Genomic DNA, 23,418 nt, shown 5'->3' with positions numbered 1-23,418 from the left:
TAAAATTTGTCGTCACAGGTTTGTTTATTTCAGATATTTTACCTCTTTTTAATAAGGGGTATCCAGATTAGCAGCAAACTTCAAATTTACACTCCAGCGGATTATTTACTTGGTAATTCCTCTGAGAATAATGAAGAATATCTTTGCACTTCTCAGTATCAAAGTGCCGATGCTAAAAAATTAGGTGTTTTTCTGCAACAAAACGTAAGTAAGACGTTTTATTTTTGCTTCAATTGGCTTTAATTTTAAATCTATACTCTGAACTTAAGGCTGCGCTATGTGAAGTTTCAAGGGCGTGGCCTTTTTGTTTTCTTACAATAAAGTCGTTCTACAACGGTATATGGGATGCTATATGGGGGAAAATAGCTTAAAATAACCTTAACTGCACGAAAATGAGCAAGAAATATAACTCAGTTAATCAATGCAATAGCGAGTAATGGCGGGGTTTTGGTAATGAAATTAAGGTATTTGTTTTTTCTATCCAGTTTATTTCTTATTGGTTGTACCAACCCTGTTTCTAAGCCTAAATCATCTCCACTGAAGGCAAGTCTTGATCCGATCATGGTCATTGCCCAATTAAAAGATCAACTTGAACGATGGCAAAATACGCCGTATCGCTATGGTGGCATGGATAAACATGGTATCGATTGTTCTGGCTTTGTGTACCGAACTTTTTCTGATCGTTTTAATATCCAGCTTCCCCGGACGACAAGTGAACAAACCCGAATAGGCACATGGATAAGTAAAGACGATCTGATGCCAGGGGATTTGGTTTTTTTCAAAACCGGCAGTGGAAAGAGTGGATTGCATGTGGGTATTTACGATACTAACAGTGAGTTTATTCATGCTTCCACAAGTAAGGGGGTAATACGTTCTTCCCTTGATAATGTATATTGGCGTCGTGTTTTTTGGCAAGCTCGTAGGATTTAACATTACGTCTATCTTATTGTTTCGGCAGTGCTTTATGATATCTTAAAGCGCTATTCTTTTTTGCCGGAGTCAAAAATGTCCTCATTACGTCTGTTGCTTTCAGATTCTCATGATCCTTGGTTTAACCTTGCTGTTGAAGAATGTATTTTTCGACAAATGCCTCCAAATCAGCGTGTCCTATTTTTATGGCGTAATGCCGATACTGTTGTGGTGGGACGCGCGCAGAATCCATGGAAAGAGTGTAACACTCGGAAAATGGAGCGAGATGGCATCAAACTGGCTCGGCGTAGTAGCGGAGGTGGTGCAGTTTTTCATGATTTGGGTAATACATGTTTCACTTTTATGGCAGGGAAGCCTGAATATAACAAAACCGTTTCCACACAAATCATCCTGGAAGGATTGCAGAAAACAGGAGTTCATGCAATCGCTTCTGGCCGCAATGATTTGGTTCTATCTTCCCCGGAAGGAGAGCGTAAAATTTCCGGCTCTGCGTATAAGGAAACAAAAGACAGAGGTTTTCATCACGGAACTTTGTTGATTAATGCAGATCTAAATCGACTTGCTGATTATCTTAATCCGGATCCTAAAAAGTTACAGACGAAAGGTATCACTTCAGTTCGTTCCAGGGTTATGAATTTGGCTGAGTTATTGCCTGACATCACGCATGAAAGGGTTTGTCAGGGGATTATCGATGCATTTTTTGCACACTTCGGTGAGACAGTCAAAGCGGAAGTGATTTCTCCCTTGGTTTTGCCTGATTTACCCGGTTTTAGTGATATTTTTGCTAAACAGAGTAGTTGGGAATGGAATTTTGGTCAGGCTCCTGCATTTAGTCATGTACTGGAGACGCGATTCCATTGGGGAGGGGTTGAATTACATGTTGATGTTGAACATGGTGTAATTAGCCGTTGCCAAGTTTTTACTGACAGTCTGGAACCTGCTCCGCTTGAAATATTGTCCGGAAAATTAATTGGGGTACTGTATCAGCCAGGAGCGGTTGGGCAAGTGATCTTGCAAATTAGTGAACAATATTCCGCTCTGGATGGCGAATTACAGCAATTATATCATTGGCTAATTAATGAACTTAAGTAATTGAATAATTTTCGGTAAAATACAAAAAAATGGCCAACGACAGGGAAGTTGACCAGAAAAGGTGATAATTAATATAATTCTAATACATAGAGAGTTATTTTTTACTTCGTATTTATTCTTCACAATATTTATACTTGTGGATATATTCCTCACAATGCAAGAACGTCTTGAGCTCAGGTAGATATCCATTTTCTCGGAATTTAGCGGGTGTAGTATTAAAATGTTTTTTAAATATTCGGGTAAATGTAGCTTGAGAACTAAAACCATATTGAAGAGCAATGTCAAGAATTGGCAAATTGTCTTCACGTAAAGATCTGGCTGCTTCATGGAGACGACGACGACGTACATATTGGCCTAATGTACAGCCTTTCAACTCCTTAAAAATTCGTTGTAAATGCCATTTTGAGTAACCACTTTTATGGGCTATAGCATCTATTTTGATACCTTCAGTCCGTTGAAGTTGGCTTTCTAACCATCTTACAATATCGTTGATAACATTTTCTAACATGTTTACCTTCCACATGGGTGGGGTTTTGCTAAAAATACACTGATAAATAATTAGTTATGTTATTGCGTGAGCCATTTTAAGAATTTCTTTTTTATCGTATACGCAAAATGTGCTGTTTCAGATTAATAATTGTGACCTATGATTTATTTTTTTTCGATTAAAAAATAAATCATAGCACCAGATGTTTATCAGATTTTAGTGTAAGTGGTATTATGCTCCACATTATTGATTATAAACGAGGATGTAATGCAAACGGATATTATCTATTTAATCAGGAAACTGGTTTTTTTTATTTTCTACGCATTAGTGATAGCAGGAGTTACGGGTTTACTCTTTTTGGATGTTAATTACCTGAAAAATGGGGTACATGAAGATTCACTGACTGAAATTTTTCAGGAAATAACTTTGTTGATTATTGCTGCTTTGCTGTTTTATGAAGCCAAGAAAAATGTAAAGTTGCGCCCATCATTGGTATTAATGGCTGGTTTTTTCAGTTGTCTTCTGATTAGAGAATTAGATATCTATTTTGATAATCTCTTTTTTCATGGTGCATGGTCATGGTTTGCCATTCCACTTGCTTTAGTCTGTATTGGGTATGCCTGTAAATATGGGCAGCAAACTCTTTCTGGACTTGTCCATTTCACACGTCACCAAAGTTATTCGATGATGGCTTGTGGCTTGTTGTGTGTACTGGTGTTTTCCCGTTTATTTGGTATGGGTGAACTGTGGAAGGGATTGATGGATGAACATTTTAACCGAACGGTTAAAAATATGGTGGAAGAGGGCTGTGAAATGTTGGGTTATGCCCTGTGTTTTATTGCCACACTTTGGTATTTACCTTCAGTCCGCAAGCAACGTATTTCTAAAAATATTATTTAATTTTAAGCTGTTTTGAACTCGATTTTTACTTATTCGAGGCAAATTTTGCCGATCACAGCAAAATTTGCCTTTCTTATCTTTTTCTCATCATTAAAAGGGAATAAACGATATCTTTTATTTGCGGAGGTAGATCTGTGGCTGATGAGTTTCAGGGTGCTGCATAACGCCTAAATCGGCTTGATACCATTGCTTAAGAATATTGTCACGCAGTACATCTTGCGGAGTACCAGATGCGACTAATTGGCCTTTGTGCAACAAGACAATTTTATCGGCATAAAGTGAAGCCAGGTTCAAATCATGCAGTACACAACAGGCAGCAATGGGATGCTGTCGTGTCAGGCGGTGAACCAATCGCAATGTATGTTGTTGGTGATAAAGATCCAGTGCCGACGTGGGTTCATCCAAAAACAGACAAGATTCGGTAGGTACAGGGTGCCAAAGTTGAGCTAAGACCCTTGCCAGTTGAACCCGTTGTTGTTCCCCCCCGGATAATTGTTGATAATTCCTGTTTCTCAGTTCTTCACACTCTGTCAAAGCAATCGCTTCATCAATAGCGCTTTTTTTGTGGGAATTTTCATGGGGAACACGCCCCATAGCAATGACTTCCTCTACACTAAAGGGAAAGGAGAGGGCGCTATATTGTCGCATGACTGCACGAATACGAGCCAGTTGCTGGGTTGGCCAGCGAGAAATAGGCGTTCCTTTTAACAGACAATCTCCCGAACTGGGTTGGATATAGCCGGTCAATAGACGTAACAGTGTTGATTTCCCCGCCCCGTTTGGGCCAATAATTGCTACAACTTCCCCTTGATGCAGGGAAAGGGAAACATCCTTGATTATTTTACGCTGCCCGATGAAATAATTTAAATTTTGTGCTTCAAGTAAATTATTTGACATGCTCGGTTCCATTATGAACGGTTTCTTGATGGCTTAAGGATAAGCCATAAAAAATAGGGGGCACCGATCAAGCCAGTGATAAGGCCTACTGGCATTTCAGCAGGGGAAACTAATGTCCTGGCTAATGTGTCGGCTTTTAACAGAAGGCAGGCACCGCCCAATGCAGATATTGGCAGTAGCCAAGTGTGATCTCCCCCAAACTGCTGCCTGGCAAGGTGTGGGATAACGAGGCCAATGAAGCCAATGACACCGGTCAAAGCAACGGCACATCCAACTAGTAAGGCACTTAACAGCAATAATTGATATTTAGTGCGTTGGACATTAATACCTAAATAGTGTGCTTCTTCATCACCCAGTTGCAGCAAATTGAGTTTGCGTGATTGACTGAGTGTCAGCATACAGACAGGGATAATGAGTGATGCCGCAATCGCCAGTGTTGGCCACTCTATTTGACTGAGTGAACCCATCATCCAAATGGAAAATTGGCGTAATTGTTGGTCGTTACTGATATAGCTCAATACACCAATAAATGACGAACAGAGTGCATTAATGGCGATGCCTGCAAGGAGTAGCTTTGACAGGTTGCCGTGGTTATATTTGTTTAGAATGAATATTAGGGTTGATACTAATAGGCTGCCGATAAAAGCGGCAATAATATGTCCGTACAGCGCAATACTGGCAGGTAAGGCGAAAGGCAGCACAATAAACATTGCAACGGTAAGAGCTGCACCACTGCTGATCCCTAATAATCCGGGATCGGCCAGAGGGTTACGAAATAATCCTTGCATTACGGCACCGGATATAGCCAGCGCTCCTCCAACGAGGATCGCCAGCAAAATACGTGGGAGCCGAATGTTTAACCAGATTTGCCACTGTGGGTCATCCAAAGAGGATTCCCACAGTGTTTTAAAAGAAAGTGGCAATGCTCCCATATTTGCTGAGCTAATTGCCAGAAGGAACAACAATAAACTCAGTGCTATCACACCGAAACTGGGAGAGCGGGAATGGCTCATTGCGCTTTCTCCGCAGCATCACGGACTTGTTTCATCACAGCGGGTGTTTGTAGGCCGAAACCAAGCAGGCCCATTTCATCAACAACCACGACTTGTTTTTTCTTTCCTGCTGGTGTGAAACTTAACCCAGGAAGCTGCCAAACTTTATCCATCCCACCTAACGTTTTTAGCCCCTCGGTGCTGACTAACAGTAAGTCCGGCTTGCTGGCAATAACCCCTTCCTGAGATAAAGGGCGATATCCCTGGAAGCCTTGCATCGCATTTTTTGCCCCAATGGCACGAATAATTTGATCGGCTGCGGTTTTCTGACCAGCTGCCATTGGCATAATGCCACCGTGACTCATAACAAAGACTACTTTGGTGGAAATATCTGACGTGGCGATATCTGCGAGTTGTTGCCGATATTGGGCAATCAATTCGTTACCTCGTTTTTTTTGGTTGACCGCCTTGGCGACGGTCATGATTTTTGCAGGAACGGCTTCTAACGAGGTTTCGCTGGTCACTTTAATGACTTTTACACCAGAATCTTCGACTTGCTTGAGTGCGAGAGAAGGTTGGGCTGACTCACTCGCAATCACCAGTGAGGGGCGCATGGATAGAATCCCTTCTGAACTCAACATCCTCATATACCCGATATCAGGTAAGGAAAGCAGTTCCTTGGGATTTTGGCTGGTACTGTCCCTTGCGACAACGTGATGTCCTTCACCAAGTGCAAAAACAATTTCAGACACATCGCCACCAATGGTCACAATGCGTTCAGCAGAGAACACATTGAAAGAGATGGCAAGCATAAATGTTAGAAGCCATTTTTTCATGCTACACAAGTTTCCTGTTCTGGTTGCAGTTTAGGTAAAGCAGCAATCTGTTCACGCCATTGGGCCTGTTCAGGCGTGCCTTCAGTGCGTTGGCCGTATAACTGTGCGATTTGGTTGCCATTGGCATCAAACAACTCAAGGCTGGTGACAAAGCCACAATCGGTGGGTTTACGGGTAACCCAGCTTTCTGCGATGGCACTTTCAATCAGATGCAGGGTGAAATTTTGGTTGAATATGTTGAGCCATTTCTGGGAAGAATTTTCTTCCTGATAAGGCATCAATCGTTCTAATTTACCTGTGAAAATCTGGACACAACCACGGTTTCCGACAAAGATCATGATTTCGTTTTGATCTTTATAGGCAACTTCAACAAGTTGAGTGAGTGCTGAATTATCCACGCGATAAGCCAAATCATCTTTAACTGCGTTAAAAATCTGCTGGCGGTTAAGATTGTGGCGTTTCATCATGATGAAGAATTGGTGAACATCCGTCATGGCACGCCATTCTTCATCTAACTGTACTTTCAGTTGTTCCGTTACTTCTGCATGTTCAGGCACTTCTTCTGGCTGAATTTCCAGCGCTGGATTTTCACTCGTCTGATATTTTTCGATCAGTGCATCCCATGCAGCCATATCGGTGTTGCTGGTGGCATAGATTTTATGCAAGGCATCACCTTGGCGGTCAAAGAATTGAATGCTATGACGCACACCACTCTTGGCGGGTTCAACCAAAGAGAAAACGCTGCTCCAGTGTTCGAAGAATAGACGCAAATCAAGTTCACGCGGATTAAGGATCAAACCAACATGTGGGCTAAATTTGGTATTTTCGTAGCGTCCAATATGTTCATGAACGGCAAAGTCATTTCGGGTAATTGCCTTGATTTCGCCAACTGCTGCCAGTTCTTGAAGCAGGGTAGGAGCGTCAACATTTAAACGTGTTGCGTCGATACCAACACGGCTATGCAATAACTCTCCTTCGCTGACATTAAGGTAAGCAGCCAGATCGCGTGCATATTTAGCTTTATTTTCTGCTTTGGCTTGTAGGTAACGCTCATAAAGTGACTGATTCACAGTTGCTAGCTCCTTAAAAAACGGTGTTTAAAAACAATGTTATTTTAAAATCGAGATAATAATCTGTTTGTTCTTTTACCACTGGTAGCTGACAAACAGTTTGGCATTACGACCATGCTGTGGTGCTCCCAGCGATGAGTAATAGGCTTTATCAAAGGCGTTACCCAGTACAACGGAGGTAGTTAGACCTTTTAATGTTCCAGTGCCATGATAGCTAACGTAGAAGTCATTGACGCCATAACCTGCGTATTGAGAAATCTTCCGGCCTTGTTCACTCCTATTGGTGCCATGTACCCCTTTCGTTTGGGTATGCTGGGTGAATTTACCGATCCATCCAATAGAGAAATCTGTGTCAGATAATGGAATATTTAATGTACTGGTTAGGGTATCGGGGGTCAGTGCTTCTATAGATGCCCCTGTTTCTTCGTTCTTACCCGTTGTCCGGTTGTAAGCGAGATCCCAACTGAACCAATCAGAATCGTACGTCATAGAAACATCCCAACCCCAAATTTTAGCTTTTGGGATATTGGAAGATGTCGTGAACCTCATATCAGGTGTCATAGTGAGAGAGATATAATCTTTCGCTTGAGTATCAAAATAACTGGCTTTAAATTTCAGGCCATCATTGTTGGCAAACAGTTCATCGAAACGCAACCCGAAACCGTATTCCTGAGTTTCATTGCTTTCAGGACGTAAATTTGGATTGGGTTTCCAATAGTTTGTAAATCCAGGAACCCCTTTCCTTGGGGGCATATAGAAATGTTCCGAATCGTTATACATTTCACCCATGGTCGGAGAACGGAATGCTTGAGAATAAGAGGCAAATAGCATTGACCAATCTGTAGGGGTAATACTAATGGCGCCTTTTGATGACCATTTGTCGGCACTAATATCATCATATTTGCTATTTGTGGCTTTGTAATTGTCGTAACGTGTACCCACAATAAATGAGACAGGTAAATCACGCAGGGTCATTTCATCTTGAACCCAGCCAGATGCAAAACGGATATCGGCGTTGGGAAATCCCTTTACAATACTGCTACTTGGCTTTTGTTTTTGTTTATAGGCTTCACCACCATAGGTAAATTGGTGGGCTGCAAAGGTAGCACTTCCCAAATGGGAGCGGTTTTCAAGTTTTATACCATAAGTTTCTTGTTTACGACCTTCAAAAACCTTGTCTTTGCTTTTGTTATTAATATTGATATCGGAATAATAAATATCTGCTTTGGCGTTTAACCAACTATATTGGGCTGGGTTTAATTGATAAGACAATTGAGCATCACGTTGTGCTGTGGTGCGGTCTACTCGTTTGTTTCCCTCGCTATAGATGTCTTGTGGATTTTTAGGCTCATGTGCCTCATTGCGGTAATAACGCAAGTTGCCACTGAGCTTTTGGTTGTCATCTATTTTCCAGGAACCTTTTACCAAAGCATTGCCAATGAGTTCGTCGTTATTTTCTGTTATGCCCTTTCCGAAACGGATATTTCCCGCGTCACGGGTGCCAAATGCAACTAAACCATCAAACTGTTCGGTTTTACCGAATGCAGCGCCCCCAAATCCCAGACTGTGGTCACCGCTCCCTGCGTGGCTAAAAATACGAAAACCCGTATTTTTGCCTTCTTCCAGTAAATCAGCAGCATCTACTGTTTGATAGGCAATAACACCCCCCAAAGCCCCACTGCCATAAAGGAGTGCTGATGGGCCACGGACAACTTCCACTTGCTTAATCAAAGCGGGATCGAGGAAGACAGCATTAAGGTGTCCGGTATTAGTTCCTTGTCGAATACCATCAACAAGGGTCAAAACCCCTTTTTGGGTATAACCCCGAATGCTGATATCTTGTCCATTGGCGCGGCCAATACCCGCGACATTAACGCCTGGAATATTGCGTAGTAAATCATTTGCGTTGCCTGCAACCTGATTGCTGGCTGAATTGCCTTCAATGACTGTCACCATCATAGGGGCTTCAAAACTGTTACGCTGGTTACCAGTGGCATAGACGGTTACCGTGTCTTTGGAAGATTTCTCTTTCTTGGAATGTACTGTTTCCGAAGGCACTGTTGTGGCATACGCAGAAGATAAACTCGTGAAGATGAGTACACTTAATGTAGACAGTTTTAGGTTTGGTGATTTAATTAAAGTCATACAAGTCAATTTCCATGGTGAAATAGCGTGTTCTTATGAACATAATTAACTGATATATCACTGTTATTCAGTAGCGAGTTTGTTAGATTTTTTATTGTGTCAGAGTTGACTATCAATGCATTTTATTTTATTGAACAATAATTATTCTGATATTGAGAATAATTATCGTTTCAATAGTGGTTAACTTCAAGCTATTTTTTTTATACCTGAAATTTTGAGTTAATATTTTGATTTTAAAGGATTTAAATTTATGACTATTGGCTCCCGATAGTCGGTGGGAGCCAAAATAAGGAAAGGATTCAGGAACGATTTCTCATGGCTTCATCAAGAATATTGATAAATTCTTCCGTGTCTTGCCAGCCAAGACATGGATCGGTAATAGATTGGCCGTAGGTCAAAAGATCCTCCCTTAATAACTTTTTGCGTTCCCTCAACTAAAAAGCTTTCAGCCATAACACCAGCAATCGCTGTTGAGCCAGATTGGAGCTGTTCACCAATATTTCTTGCTATATCCAATTGACGACGATGAATTTTCTGGCAATTAGCATGGCTACAATCCACAATTAAGCGTTCAGGTAAGTGAAATTCACGTAATTTGTGGCAAGTTGCTGCAATATCTTCAGCACTGTAATTCGGCTTTTTCCCACCACGCATAATAATATGTCCATAGGGGTTGCCGCTGGTTTGATAAATCGTCATCTGACCGTTTTTATCTGGGGACAAAAACAGATGCCTGGCTCGTACTGCACGTATTGCATCAATAGCGATAAGCGTATTGCCATCCGTCCCGTTTTTAAAACCTACTGGACATGACAAGGCAGAGGCCATTTCTCGGTGAATTTGGCTCTCTGTTGTTCTGGCGCCTATCGCCCCCCAACTGATTAAATCGGCAATGTATTGACCAGTAACCATATCCAGAAATTCTGTGGCTGTCGGAACGCCTAATTCATTGATATCAATTAGCAGCTTACGGGCAAGAGAGAGTCCTTTATTAACCTGGCAAGAGCCGTCTAACAGGGGATCTGAAATCAAGCCTTTCCAGCCAACAACAGTTCTTGGTTTCTCGAAATAAGTTCGCATCACAATTTCTAGATTTTGCTGGTATTTTTCGCGAAGGATGCGTAATCGAGAGGCATAATCAAGAGCTGCATCAACATCATGAATGGAGCAAGGGCCAATAATAACGAGTAGACGTTGATCTTCGCCTGTCAGGATGGATTCAATACGCTTTCGTGACAATGTCACATTTTGTGAGATTTTATCTGGTATAGGATATTGTGCGGTAAGTACTTGAGGTGTGATCAGGCTATCAATGCGGTGGGTTCTTAATTCATCTGTTTTGTACATATACTTTCTTTCTCGGATTTTACTTTATATTGTGACAGAGTCTGGAATAACTGGGGAATCACAATAACTCAACCCCCAGCAAATTCAACAGACAATCATGATAATTACGCGAGAAAGTGTCGTGAGTAAATATTGTTAAGTATGTTGCGTTTTGAAATCAGAACATACGGCGTTTTAATCCCATGCTGTCAATAATTTTGGCCGAAATCTCTTCGACAGAATAATTAGTGGTATTCAGGTAATTGATCTTATTTTTTCGGAATAAAGCCTCAACTTCAGCAATTTCGACCCGACATTGTCGTAATGAGGCATAACGGCTATTTTCACGCCGCTCTTCACGAATAGTTGCAAGCCTTTCTGGGCTAATCGTCAGACCAAATAATTTATGCTGAAAAGGTTTTAAAGCCGCTGGTAACTGCAAATTATCCATATCATCTGCGGTAAAAGGATAGTTTGCAGCCTGAATACCAAATTGCATAGCAAGGTAGAGGCTGGTTGGTGTTTTCCCACATCGAGATACACCAAGAATAATGACTTGAGCCTGATCAAGGTTACGTAATGAAATACCATCATCGTGAGCGAGAGTGTAATCAATGGCCGCAATGCGAGCGTCATATTGCCCCAGATTTTTTCTAGATAAACCATGAGTTCGGTGTAATTCTGGTTTTGGTTCCAAGCCAATTTCTTGTTGTAACGGTGCAACTAATGTTTGAACAATATCCTGACAAAATCCATTGCTTCTGGTAATAATGCTTTTCACTTCATCTGAAATGATGGAATAAAAAACGAGTGGCTTAATTTGGTTTTGCTGATATATCGCGTTTATTTGATCCCTGACTTCCTCTGCTCTAGCCTTGCTAGTCACAAAAGGTAAGGTATAGGAAGTAATAGTAATTGGAAATTGGGATAATACAGCATGGCCTAATACTTCGGCCGTGATTGCTGTTCCATCGGAAATAAAAAACACACTGCGTTCCAGTATTTCATTTTTCGCTGTTTGAGGGGAATGGATCTCTATCATTGTCTCTCTTCTTTTATCGTTATGCACTGAGGGTTTTCTCCAGATTATACCTGTAAAAAAATAATGTTGTTGGGTTGATCGATTCACCTTTCTATATCTGTCAAGACAATGTGTTAGGCTATTTCCTGCTGTGAAGTGCAGCTTTAATTTTCCGATTGTACCTCCGAATGTAAAAAGGATAGTTTCTAATGTCCAATAGTGGCCTCACCTCAAGTAATGTGCTTTGGTATAACCAATTAGGCATGAATGACGTTAATCGGGTTGGTGGTAAAAACGCCTCACTTGGCGAGATGATTACTAATCTGGCTGAACTTGGCGTGATCGTTCCCAATGGTTTTGCTACAACGGCACAAGCATTTAATGATTTCTTGGAACAAAGTGGTGTGAACCAGCGTATTTATCAATTGCTGGATGAAACTAATGTTGATGATGTCAATGAATTAGCTAAAGCTGGCGCCCAGATCCGTCAGTGGGTTATTAATACGCCATTTACAGCTCAGCTTGAAAAAGATATTCGTGATGCCTATCTACAATTGTCTGAAGGTGAGCCTGATGCCTCTTTCGCCGTGCGCTCTTCCGCAACAGCAGAAGATATGCCAGATGCTTCTTTTGCTGGACAGCAAGAAACTTTCTTGAATGTGCAAGGTATTGATGCGGTTATGGTGGCTATCAAGCATGTTTTTGCATCACTTTTTAATGATCGTGCTATCTCTTATCGTGTCCATCAGGGGTATGACCACCGCGGTGTTGCACTTTCTGCGGGTATACAACGTATGGTACGTTCTGATTTGGCTTCGTCTGGTGTGATGTTCACGATTGATACTGAATCAGGTTTTGATCAGGTTGTATTCATTACATCAGCATATGGTTTGGGAGAGATGGTTGTTCAGGGGGCGGTAAACCCTGATGAATTTTATGTCCACAAACCGACGTTGAATAACAATCGTCCTGCAATAGTGCGCCGTAATCTTGGCTCTAAAAAAATACGCATGGTTTATGCAAATAGTAAAGAGCATGGGAAGCAAGTGCGTACGGAAACGGTATCAGATGAATTGCGCAATCGTTTCTCTTTAGCTGACAGTGAAGTGGAAGAGTTGGCCAGACAAGCTTTGCTGATTGAGAAACATTACGGTCGTCCAATGGATATCGAATGGGCGAAAGATGGACACAATGGCAAGTTATACATTGTTCAAGCCCGTCCTGAAACGGTTCGGTCAAATCAGCAGGTAATGGAACGTTACCAACTCAATGAGCAAGGTAATGTACTGATAGAAGGTCGAGCAATTGGGCATCGCATTGGTGTTGGAACAGTCAAAGTTATCCACAATCTTAGTGAAATGGATCGTATTCAAGTGGGGGATGTACTGGTCACTGATATGACTGATCCGGATTGGGAACCGATCATGAAAAGAGCCGCCGCAATTGTCACTAATCGTGGTGGACGTACCTGTCATGCAGCCATTATCGCTCGTGAACTGGGCATTCCTGCCGTTGTAGGGTGTGGAGATGCGACTGAGCGTTTGCAAGAAGGCCAACAGGTAACAGTTTCTTGTTCAGAAGGTGATACAGGTTACGTTTATCAGAATAAGTTGGACTTTAGCGTCCAAAGTTCCCAAGTTGATAAACTGCCAGAATTAGATGTGAAGATTATGATGAATGTGGGTAATCCTGATCGCGCATTTGATTTCGCCTGTTTGCCAAATGAAGGGATTGGCTTGGCTCGACTGGAGTTTATTATTAACCGAATGATCGGTGTGCACCCTCGTGCCCTGCTTGAATTCTCCAAACAATCTCCTGAGCTACAAGGGCAAATTAACTCATTGATGGTTGGTTACAGTGATCCTATTGAGTTTTATGTAGGGAAATTGACGGAAGGGATTGCAACGCTTGCGGCAGCCTTTTGGCCAAAACGTGTGATTGTTCGCTTATCAGATTTCAAATCCAATGAATATGCGAACTTAGTGGGTGGAGACAGGTATGAACCACAGGAAGAAAACCCAATGCTGGGTTTCCGTGGAGCGGGGCGCTACGTTTCTGACAGTTTCCGCCAATGTTTTGCTTTGGAGTGTGAGGCGATCAAGCGGGTACGTAATGTGATGGGATTAACTAACGTTGAAGTGATGATCCCGTTTGTGCGTACTGTTGCTCAAGCAGAAGCAGTGATAGCGGAATTGGCATCTCAGGGTTTGAAACGCGGTGAGAATGGCTTGAAAGTTATCATGATGTGTGAAATTCCATCGAATGCGTTGTTAGCAGATCAATTTCTTGAATATTTTGACGGCTTCTCCATTGGCTCAAATGATATGACGCAATTAGCTCTGGGATTAGATCGTGATTCTGGTGTGGTATCCGAATTATTCGACGAGCGTAATGAAGCAGTGAAACAATTACTTTCAATGGCTATTCAAGCAGCTAAACGGCAGGGGAAATATGTTGGTATTTGTGGACAAGGACCTTCGGATCATGAAGATTTTGCTCAATGGCTAATGAAGGAAGGAATTGACAGTTTATCATTGAATCCTGATACGGTTGTGAAAACCTGGATTTCTTTGGCTGAAAATAATTAGTTGTAAATAACTCATTATTTAATTCAAATTAAAAAGCCTGTTAAAATATTTTCAGGCTTTTATATTTTATATCACATAACTTTTTTTGTAATACCAAAAAAAAAGCCTATCATGGGCTGACAGGCAAAGACTACACACAGCAATATATATTACTTTATTGACCCTGGCCTATGGCGTTATAGGCCGAGGCAGCAATACTCTGGAAAACATTTGTTTCGATGAAGTGAATACTAATTTAATAAATGAATTTATTCATTAAGAATTCTCTTAATAAACAGAGGCTAGAAAATAAACTTTGGAAAAATAACTTTTTTGCAACAATTTTCTTAAGGGGAGTTATTTATTCTGAAAATAAGTGGGTATTTTAGAAAGTGGTTTGGTGACATATTAATCAGTTTGATAACTGCGCGAAAAAATTATATTTCCGCGCAGTTATTTGATTATTTGATATGCTTTTTCCCAAAATATTTTTCTATATCTGTCATTTTTCCTTCGGGTTTAGGAACTTCATTCATCCATGCCAATAGCAAACTGTAAGAAACAGCTAATACAACGGGCCCAATAAATAGCCCGATAACACCCAATGAAAGGATCCCGCCGATGACACCAGTAAGAATTAATACCATCGGCAAGTCAGCACCAAGACGGATCAGGAATGGGCGTAGGATACCATCCATGGTGGTTAATACCAGGCTCCAGATAATTAAAATTGTTCCCCAGGTTGTTTCTCCTGTCCAATAAAGCCATGCGATAGAGGGAACGAGAACAAACAGAGGCCCTAGCTGGGCAACACAGCATACAAACATGAGTACTGTTAATATCATTGGATACGGAATGCCGGCAATTGCTAGCCCAATTCCACCCGCAATGGCCTGAACCAACGCCGTTACCACCACGCCAAGAGCTACGGCTCGGATCGATTGGGCAGCCAGCAATACGACAGCATCACCGCGTTTATCCGCCAGCCGGATAGCAAAATGACGGATACTCAGCATAACCTGATCACCCTTCCAATAAAGTAATACACTGAACATGACCATCAGTGCCAGATGGAAAAGGAAGCGCCCAGCATTAGCGGCTTGGGTAAAAAACCACGTTGCTGCTTTACCGATGTAAGGAGGAATTTTGTTGAGTAGTATGTTACTGCCATCAGCAATCAAATCCTGCCATTTAAGATATAAATCTTCGCCAATGACCGGTACTCGATTGAGCCATTCCAACTGTGGCAGATGGAAAGAGGAAGGCGATTTTGCCCATTCAATCAAAGGAGCACTGTTTTCTACCAAGCTACTGACCAGTAACGCAATCGGAATAACAAATAACAAAACTAACAGTAATGTCATGATAGAAACTGCAATCCAGCGTTTTCCCCATAGCCGTTGTTGTAATTTCTCCAATAATGGCCAGGTTGCGATAACCACCATTCCTGACCAAATAAATCCCAAAATGAAGGGACTTAAGACCCAAAAGCTGGTGGTAATGAGCAATAAAATGAAGAATAGAGCGAATAACAACTTAGGTAAATCTTGGTGTGATTGTGATTTTTCCATGAAATCATTTCTCAGGTAATTAAATGTGTTGGCAGTAACAACGGTAATTAAATATAACGATATTTCATTGGTTGCTCAAAATCGATAAATATTGTGATATGGTTAAAAGCCTGCCTGCTCAGAAAGTAGAAAATTGTCTGAGTTACGTTATCCAAGATAGTATATAGATAAAGCAATGTGGATATTTATTAGAATAAGGGGCAACTAGCCAATGATCCCACGTATATCACAAGCCCCCCATGCCAGTGAACTGGCACAGAACTATTTGATTGCACTGAAAGAAGCGGGTTTTACTGGAGACACCGCCAGTAGTTATGCCGATAGGCTGACTATGGCGACAGATAACAGTATTTATCAACTGTTACCACAAGCTGTTGTATTTCCTCGTTCCAGTGCTGATGTTGTTTTGCTGACAAGAATAGCAGAAGAGGGGCGTTTTAAGGCACTGACGTTTACCCCCCGCGGCGGTGGAACTGGCACGAATGGGCAATCACTTAACAATGGTATTGTGGTGGATATGTCCCGTTATATGAACCGCATTTTGGAAATCAACCCAGAGCAGGGATGGGTAAGGGTAGAAGCTGGTGTTATCAAAGATCAGCTTAATCAATACCTAAAACCTTTCGGTTATTTTTTCTCTCCAGAACTTTCAACCAGTAATCGTGCTACGTTAGGCGGCATGATCAATACGGATGCTTCCGGTCAGGGATCGTTGGTTTATGGTAAGACCTCGGATCATGTACTGGGTGTACGTGCTGTTTTATTGGGCGGGGAAATGTTAGATACCCGCCCTATGAGTACAACATTGGCGGAATCGATTGCCCAAGAAGAGAGTATCGTTGGTCGTGTTTATAAAACGGTATTGGAACGTTGCCGTGAACAACGGAAACTAATCATTGAGAAATTCCCTAAACTCAATCGATTTTTGACGGGGTACGATTTACGCCATGTATTCAGCGATGATATGCAGTCTTTTGATCTCACCCGTATTTTGACGGGTTCTGAAGGTACTTTGGCCTTCATTACCGAGGCGACGCTGGATATCACACCGTTACCTAAAGTCAGGCGACTGGTGAATGTCAAATATAATTCCTTTGATTCTGCCTTACGTAATGCTCCCTTTATGGTCGAAGCCAAAGCGCTTTCAGTAGAGACGGTGGACTCTAAGGTACTCAATCTGGCGCGCGAAGATATTATCTGGCATTCAGTGAAGGAATTGATTACAGATGTGCCTGATAAGGATATGCAAGGCCTGAATATTGTCGAATTCAGTGGTAATGATGAACAAAAAATTGATCAGCAGTTGCAGGAGCTTTGCTTACGTCTTGATGAATTGATGGAAAAAAATCAGGCGGGCATTATTGGCTATCAGATATGCCATGATTTGAGGGATATTGAACGCATTTATGCCATGCGGAAAAAATCTGTCGGATTGTTAGGCAACAGTAAAGGTCTAGCTAAACCCATTCCATTTGTCGAAGATACTTGTGTTCCTCCTCAACACCTTGCCGATTACATTGCTGAATTTCGCCAGCTTTTGGATAATCACCAACTGAATTACGGTATGTTTGGTCATGTAGATGCAGGTGTTTTACACGTGCGTCCCGCGTTGGATATGTGTGATCCTCAGCAGGAAATCTTGATGAAACAGATTTCTGATGAAGTTGTTCATTTGACGGCCAAATATGGCGGTTTGTTATGGGGAGAACATGGAAAGGGCTTTCGAGCAGAATATAGCCCTGCCTTTTTTGGTGAGCTTTTGTATAACGAACTGCGCCGAATAAAAGCAGCATTTGATCCACTCAATCGCCTCAATCCGGGAAAATTTGTCCACCAATTGGTGTCGATGCGCCAATGATGAAAGTGGATGCACCCAAGCGCGGAACTTACGATCGTACCATTCCTGTCAATGTAAGGACTGCATTTCGTGGTGCAATGGAATGTAATGGTAATGGGTTATGCTTCAATTTCGATGTCAGAAGCCCAATGTGTCCATCAATGAAAATCAGCCAGCATCGCATACATTCTCCCAAAGGCAGGGCGACTCTGGTGAGAGAATGGTTGCGGCTTTTGACCGAACAAGGGGTTGAACCCAAATTGCTGGAGCATGGGCTGGATCAAGCGCGCCCCAGCTTGCGGGGATTGATTGAAAAAACTCGTCATAGCTGGCTGGCGTGGCGAGGTGAATATGATTTCTCACATGAAGTTAAAGAGGCCATGTCAGGTTGTTTAGCCTGTAAAGCGTGTTCCACACAGTGCCCGATCAAGATTGATGTCCCTTCGTTTCGTTCACGCTTCTTAGCTTTGTATCACAGCCGTTACTTGCGTCCGTTGTGTGATCATATTGTTGCTAATGTTGAACACAGTACGCCATTGATGGCAAGAGCGCCGCGAGTATTTAATTTTTTCCTGAAACAACCATGGGTACAAAAAATTAGCCAGCATACCATTGGCATGGCTGATCTGCCGTTACTCTCCTACCCGACATTGCAACAGAAACTTGCTGGCCATTATGCAGCAAGGACAACACTGGAACAGTTGGAAGTCATGTCATCATTACAGCGTGACCAACATGTGCTGATTGTCCAGGATCCTTTTACCAGTTATTACGATGCGAAAGTGGTCACCGATTTTGTATTGTTGACAGAAAAATTGGGGTATAAGCCGGTCTTATTGCCATTTTCACCCAATGGAAAGGCGCAGCATGTGAAAGGGTTCTTGAATCGATTTGCCAAAACTGCGGGAAAAACAGCTGACTTCCTTAATCGGATAGCGCGTTTGAATATTCCTATGGTAGGTGTCGATCCTGCTTTAGTTCTGTGTTATCGAGATGAATACAACGCTATTCTCGGTGAGCGAAGGGGAAATTTTAACGTTCAGCTGGTACATGAGTGGTTAATCAGCATCCTGCCGGAAAAAATGTCACAAGTGAAAAATGGTGATTCCATGTCCAAAGATGCCTGGTATTTGCTTGGACACTGTACCGAAGTGACAGCATTGCCTAATAGCGGCAAGCAGTGGGCTGATATCTTCTGCCATTTTGGTCATCAATTGAATCATGTCAATGTTGGATGCTGTGGCATGGCAGGTACTTATGGTCACGAAAAGAAAAATCTGGAGAAATCCATTGGCATCTACAAACTTTCATGGGCTTCGGCACTGAAAAATCTCTCCTTAGAACATTGCCTGAGTACAGGGTATTCGTGCCGCAGTCAGGTGAAGCGTATAGAAGGAAAACAGCTTAAACATCCATTACAAGCCCTATTGGAGATAATGTCGTGATTTGGAAACGTAATATAGATGTAAATACACTGAATCAATTTAATAGTGAGTGTATGGTAAAACATGTCGGGATCGAATTTACCCAGATTGGCGATGATTTTATCGAAGGAACAATGCCAGTCGATCAACGAACTAAACAGCCATTCGGGATCTTGCATGGCGGGGCATCTGTGGTCTTGGCCGAAACACTTGGCTCAATTGCAGGTTATCTCTGCTCGGAAGGCGAACAGAAAGTGGTGGGAGTAGAGATTAATGCTAACCACCTTAAATCTGTTTATGAAGGCATGGTTAAAGGCATTTGTAAACCTGTTCATCTTGGTCGTTCACATCAGGTCTGGCAGATTGATATCTATAATGATCAACAACAATTATGCTGCACATCCCGCCTGACAACGGCTGTTTTATCTTAAGTTATCTACCTATTATGTTTTTGTTCCTGTCAGTATTTACCTGATGGGAACAGTCAAACGATATCAATCCCGCTTTGATTACTACGAATAAGATAGAATAGTTTTGCAAAATAGGCTATTAATTAACCACCACATTCAAGCATCATTTTCAGGAAGCACGTATGAAGCGATTTTTAACTGTTATCGGCATGTTCTTGATTGGCATGTTGTCGTTAAGTGGATTGACCAATATCGCCCATGCTATCGAGTATCCATTGCCTCCTGCCAATAGCCGCCTGATTGGCGAAAACTCTACCTATATTGTGCCCGATGATGGGCGTCCATTAGAATCCATTGCTGCCAAATACCAAATAGGATTATTAGCGATGTTGGAAGCAAATCCTGGTGTCGATCCTTACTTACCTAAACCAGGTACTGAGTTAATTATTCCATCACAGATGCTGCTTCCAGACACTCCCCGCCAAGGAATTATTATCAACCTGGCTGAGCTTAGGCTTTATTATTTTCCTGAGGGAAAAAATTATGTCGTTGTTTATCCTATTGGAATAGGCCAACTTGGGCGTAACACGCCGATTATGACAACGTCAGTCAGCCAATTAATTAAAAACCCGACATGGACACCAACCGTTAATATTCGTAAGGATTATGCTAGTCGGGGAATTATTTTGCCTGCTGTCATACCCGCAGGTCCTGATAATCCAATGGGGGATTTTGCCTTACGTTTGGCTGCTGGGCGTGGCGAGTATCTGATCCACGGTACAAATGCGAATTTTGGCATTGGTATGCGTGTGAGTTCAGGATGTATTCGTTTGCGGCCTGAGGATATTGAAAATTTGTTTCGGACTGTCCCACGAGGAACCCGTGTCCAAGTTATTAATGAACCGGTGAAATATGCTGTAGAGCCAGATGGTAAGCGCTATGTGGAAGTTCATCAGCCACTGTCTAATAAAGAGACAGATGATCCACAAACAATGCCGATCTCACGTTCTGAAGGATTAGTGAAGTTCGTTAATCATCGTGAAACAGATGAATTTCTTGTTGATCAAGCGATTATTCGTCGTTCAGGTATGCCAGTACAAGTGAATATAGGGTTAGTTACCAATATGCCACCACTACATCAACCAGGGCCGATTTACCAACCTGAAACCTAAGAAATAGGAATGGCGTACTACTGTACGCCATTTTTTATCAATAATTTCTACTGACTTTCCTACTATAAAAATTATTTCTTGTATGAACGAACTTGGTTATCAAGGCGTTGGTTCGCACGAGCAGCTTCGTCTCTGGCTGATTGTACATCAGAACGAACAGAACTGAGATCACTGCTCAATTGGTCAACTTTGGAACCGAGAGTTTGAACCTGAGAGGCAAGTTGTTCAACTTTAGTAGCGCTTGAACAGCCCGCTAACAGAGTAGAAGCCAGAATTACTGCACCAAATACAACTTTAGTACGATTCATTACATTACCCTCTAGATTAAGTTAATCACCAAGTAGCCATCTAAGTATTACACAAACTGTTTTGGAAAGAGAATAAATTTTTGCTATGAAAAAAATTTCACTATTCTTTATTTCAAAATAAACCAATAATTTTTTGGATATCGGCAATAAAAGGCAACACAAATGATAGTGTAACTTATATGTTTAATTATTTTTAATGATAAAAGGATGTTTGAATTAATATTGTTAAATTAACACGAATTATTGTTATATACGTATTAAATTTAAAGTTGCCATTTACAATACTATATGAAACCTGATTTCTCCCCGCAAGGCGGGGGGAAATCACATACATTTTGAAGTTAGATGGGTATATAAAAAATCTTTTGACTCAAACATAAATGGAGAAAATAGTAAAATATAAAGAAACCCATATTTGTATTATACAAATATGGGTTTCTTTATGATTCTATACGCATTAAACTTCAAGTTGCAATTTACAACACGCTATGAAACCTGATTTCTCCCCGCAAAGCGGGGAGAAATCACATGCATCTTGAAGTTATATTGGTATAGTATTGCCAAGTTTAGGCAGTACTGTTATTTAGCCTATAGCACGTGAACAGAGGAAGTGTTTGTGGTGCCACTTGGTACTAATGCGCCGGACACCATAACAACGATATCCCCTTTGTGTGCCATACCACTTGCCAATGCGGCTTCTTTACCAAGGCGATAAAAATCATCGGTAGAGGCGATTTCTTTGACAACCTGGGTGGAAACACCTTTGACCAACAGCAATTGACGAGCTGTGATTTCATTCGTTGTCAACGCAAGGATTGAAGCATTAGGGAAATATTTGCGGATAGATCTTGCAGACTTACCACCATATGTTGCCACGACAATTAATGGAGCTTCCAATTTTTCTGCAATTTCAACCGCGCCACGGCACACTGCTTCGGTAACACGCAATTTCTGAGTTCTGGTATGTTCAATTTTGCTGCCCATAACGCGATCTGTACGTTCACAGATTGTTGCCATGATAGAAACGGCTTCAACAGGGTATTTTCCTTTCGCACTTTCACCAGAAAGCATTACTGCATCGGTACCGTCTAAAATAGCGTTAGCAACATCGCCGGCTTCAGCGCGGGTAGGGCGTGGGTTTTTGATCATTGAATCCAGCATCTGGGTGGCAGTGATAACAACTTTACGAGCTGCATTACATTTTTCGATCATCATTTTTTGCGCGAAGATAACTTCTTCTACTGGGATTTCAACACCCAGATCACCACGGGCAACCATGATGCCATCAGACGCTTCGAGAATTTCATCGAAGTTATTTAGGCCTTCTTGATTTTCAATTTTGGAAATAATTTGGATGTGTTCGCCACCATGAGCTTTCAGGTGTTCACGGATTTCCAGTACATCGGAGCGTTTACGGATAAAAGATGCCGCAACGAAATCTACGCCTTGCTCACAACCAAAGATCAAATCCTGTTTATCTTTTTCTGCCAGTGCAGGCAGGTTGATAGAAACATTTGGCAGGTTAACACCCTTGTTTTCACCTAAGTCACCGTTGTTCAATACCTCACAGATGACTTCAGTAGCGGTAGTTGCTTTAACTGTCATGGCGATCAAACCATCATCAACCAATACAGTGTTTCCTGGTTTCAAATCTTCTGGCAGTCCAGTATACGTTACAGCGACACGATCTCGATTGCCAATAACAGATTTATCTGTTGTAAAGGTGAAAGTTTGGCCCGCGATAAGAGAGACGTCATTGCCATCTTCCAGTTTCATGGTACGGATTTCGGGACCCTTAGTATCCAGTAATATTGCTGCTTTTTTGCTCGTTTTAGCTACAACCGCGCGAATATTTTTAATGCGCTGACCATGTTCTTCATAGTCACCGTGAGAAAAGTTCAGGCGCATCACATTCATACCAGCATTAAGCAACTCGGTCAATTTCTCTTCGGATTCTGTTTTTGGCCCGATAGTACAAACAATTTTGGTTTTTTTCATGACAATCTATCTACTGATTTTAATGGATTAAAAGAGTGAATCGCCAGCCATTAACGTCTATGCCAGCATCATCTGGTGTTATGGGTTGCGCAACATAGTGAAAACGGATAGCAATAGAAAATAGATAATGTAAGAGTCAAATAGTTTTTCAGCTTGAATTTAGGCATGTGTAGATATGCGGATTTAGTTTGATTAATCATCTGTAATTTTTTCTGAATTCGGTAAATTAATTGGCTGAAACCATTCAACTTATGACATAAACGTATTATAGAGACTAATTTCTGTGAAATGAATCAAAAAATGGCTCTCGAAAGGATTTCCATACAGAAAAGAGGAGATAGTTATGACTCATGATTAAAGAAATCAGAGAGTTGTTGCGCAAACAAAATATAATGGAATTTTTACTACGCAAGCAGATCAGGTAACAACTGGCAT

General features: G+C 41.6%; 17 protein-coding genes and 2 pseudogenes. 8 read left to right on the top strand and 11 right to left on the bottom strand.

Translation table 11 applies throughout. From position 1 onward, the window contains the following. Positions 1-6 precede the first annotated feature (6 nt). The 3 genes from AAC853_RS17975 to AAC853_RS13830 all read left to right on the top strand — a co-directional run bounded on the left by AAC853_RS17975 (position 7) and on the right by AAC853_RS13830 (position 2,022). Positions 7-243: a DUF7823 domain-containing protein gene (locus AAC853_RS17975; protein ID WP_479715120.1), complete on the top strand. Its 237-nt coding sequence runs from the start codon at positions 7-9 to the stop codon at positions 241-243. 210 nt (positions 244-453) lie between these two features. Next, positions 454-930 (top strand): C40 family peptidase, encoded by a 477-nt coding sequence (locus AAC853_RS13835; protein ID WP_340614889.1) that lies wholly within the window; start codon positions 454-456, stop codon positions 928-930. Positions 931-1,005: 75 nt separating this feature from the next. Then, entirely contained in the window at positions 1,006-2,022 is a 1,017-nt protein-coding gene (locus AAC853_RS13830) for a lipoate--protein ligase (protein ID WP_338882508.1), read from the top strand. A 112-nt stretch (positions 2,023-2,134) separates the two neighbouring features. Here AAC853_RS13830 and AAC853_RS13825 read toward each other — a convergent pair whose 3' ends face one another. Further along, the gene (locus tag AAC853_RS13825) at positions 2,135-2,530 is read right to left on the bottom strand and encodes a helix-turn-helix domain-containing protein (protein WP_338882507.1); all 396 of its coding nucleotides are present in this window, start codon (positions 2,528-2,530) and stop codon (positions 2,135-2,137) included. 246 nt (positions 2,531-2,776) lie between these two features. Between AAC853_RS13825 and AAC853_RS13820 the strand changes: the two genes are divergently transcribed. After that, the gene (locus tag AAC853_RS13820; protein ID WP_338882506.1) at positions 2,777-3,409 is read left to right on the top strand and encodes a hypothetical protein; all 633 of its coding nucleotides are present in this window, start codon (positions 2,777-2,779) and stop codon (positions 3,407-3,409) included. Positions 3,410-3,523: 114 nt separating this feature from the next. On the opposite strand, the gene AAC853_RS13815 is transcribed toward AAC853_RS13820, so the two are convergent. The 7 genes and pseudogenes from AAC853_RS13815 to ppsR form a co-directional block, all read right to left on the bottom strand. Then, positions 3,524-4,318, bottom strand: coding sequence for a heme ABC transporter ATP-binding protein (locus tag AAC853_RS13815; RefSeq protein WP_422824224.1), 795 nt, complete (start codon positions 4,316-4,318; stop codon positions 3,524-3,526). After that, entirely contained in the window at positions 4,318-5,319 is a 1,002-nt protein-coding gene (locus AAC853_RS13810; RefSeq protein ID WP_340614888.1) for a FecCD family ABC transporter permease, read from the bottom strand. Before AAC853_RS13810 ends, AAC853_RS13815 begins: the two co-directional genes overlap by 1 nt. Then, positions 5,316-6,134, bottom strand: coding sequence for a heme/hemin ABC transporter substrate-binding protein (locus tag AAC853_RS13805; RefSeq protein ID WP_340614887.1), 819 nt, complete (start codon positions 6,132-6,134; stop codon positions 5,316-5,318). Before AAC853_RS13805 ends, AAC853_RS13810 begins: the two co-directional genes overlap by 4 nt. Then, complete coding sequence (locus AAC853_RS13800) at positions 6,131-7,204, bottom strand: hemin-degrading factor (protein WP_340614886.1); 1,074 nt, start codon at positions 7,202-7,204, stop codon at positions 6,131-6,133. The genes AAC853_RS13805 and AAC853_RS13800 overlap by 4 nt, the downstream gene beginning before the upstream one ends. A 75-nt stretch (positions 7,205-7,279) precedes the next feature. After that, positions 7,280-9,349 (bottom strand): TonB-dependent hemoglobin/transferrin/lactoferrin family receptor, encoded by a 2,070-nt coding sequence (locus AAC853_RS13795; protein WP_340614885.1) that lies wholly within the window; start codon positions 9,347-9,349, stop codon positions 7,280-7,282. A gap of 299 nt (positions 9,350-9,648) precedes the next feature. Further along, a pseudogene (locus AAC853_RS13790) lies at positions 9,649-10,696 on the bottom strand (3-deoxy-7-phosphoheptulonate synthase). A gap of 157 nt (positions 10,697-10,853) precedes the next feature. Continuing rightward, on the bottom strand, positions 10,854-11,717 hold the full coding sequence (gene ppsR, locus AAC853_RS13785) for a posphoenolpyruvate synthetase regulatory kinase/phosphorylase PpsR (RefSeq protein WP_340614884.1): 864 nt from the start codon (positions 11,715-11,717) through the stop codon (positions 10,854-10,856). A gap of 188 nt (positions 11,718-11,905) precedes the next feature. Between ppsR and ppsA the strand changes: the two genes are divergently transcribed. Continuing rightward, positions 11,906-14,284 (top strand): phosphoenolpyruvate synthase, encoded by a 2,379-nt coding sequence (gene ppsA, locus AAC853_RS13780; RefSeq protein ID WP_338882498.1) that lies wholly within the window; start codon positions 11,906-11,908, stop codon positions 14,282-14,284. 440 nt (positions 14,285-14,724) lie between these two features. Here the strand turns inward: ppsA and ydiK are convergent, their stop codons facing one another. Further along, the gene (gene ydiK / locus AAC853_RS13775) at positions 14,725-15,834 is read right to left on the bottom strand and encodes an AI-2E family transporter YdiK (RefSeq protein WP_338882497.1); all 1,110 of its coding nucleotides are present in this window, start codon (positions 15,832-15,834) and stop codon (positions 14,725-14,727) included. A gap of 211 nt (positions 15,835-16,045) precedes the next feature. Between ydiK and ydiJ the strand changes: the two are divergent. The 3 genes and pseudogenes from ydiJ to AAC853_RS13760 all read left to right on the top strand — a co-directional run bounded on the left by ydiJ (position 16,046) and on the right by AAC853_RS13760 (position 20,677). Further along, positions 16,046-19,116 (top strand): annotated as a pseudogene (ydiJ, locus tag AAC853_RS13770) (D-2-hydroxyglutarate dehydrogenase YdiJ). Continuing rightward, positions 19,113-19,526: a hotdog fold thioesterase gene (locus AAC853_RS13765; RefSeq protein ID WP_338882495.1), complete on the top strand. Its 414-nt coding sequence runs from the start codon at positions 19,113-19,115 to the stop codon at positions 19,524-19,526. The pseudogene ydiJ and the gene AAC853_RS13765 overlap by 4 nt, the downstream one beginning before the upstream one ends. Before the next feature lie 161 nt (positions 19,527-19,687). Further along, complete coding sequence (locus tag AAC853_RS13760; protein WP_340614883.1) at positions 19,688-20,677, top strand: L,D-transpeptidase family protein; 990 nt, start codon at positions 19,688-19,690, stop codon at positions 20,675-20,677. Positions 20,678-20,748: 71 nt separating this feature from the next. On the opposite strand, the gene AAC853_RS13755 is transcribed toward AAC853_RS13760, so the two are convergent. After that, a complete protein-coding gene (locus AAC853_RS13755) occupies positions 20,749-20,985 on the bottom strand; it encodes a major outer membrane lipoprotein (RefSeq protein WP_338882493.1) in 237 nt (78 codons plus the stop codon). A gap of 588 nt (positions 20,986-21,573) precedes the next feature. Then, positions 21,574-22,983 (bottom strand): pyruvate kinase PykF, encoded by a 1,410-nt coding sequence (pykF, locus tag AAC853_RS13750; protein WP_338882492.1) that lies wholly within the window; start codon positions 22,981-22,983, stop codon positions 21,574-21,576. Between the last annotated feature and the right edge of the window lie 435 nt (positions 22,984-23,418).

The sequence above is a fragment of the Xenorhabdus thailandensis genome, assembly GCF_037996785.1.
In the GTDB taxonomy this organism is placed as follows: Bacteria; Pseudomonadota; Gammaproteobacteria; order Enterobacterales; family Enterobacteriaceae; genus Xenorhabdus; species Xenorhabdus griffiniae.
The sequence above is the reverse complement of the archived record's forward strand: the minus strand, read 5'-3'. Positions and strand labels throughout refer to the sequence as shown.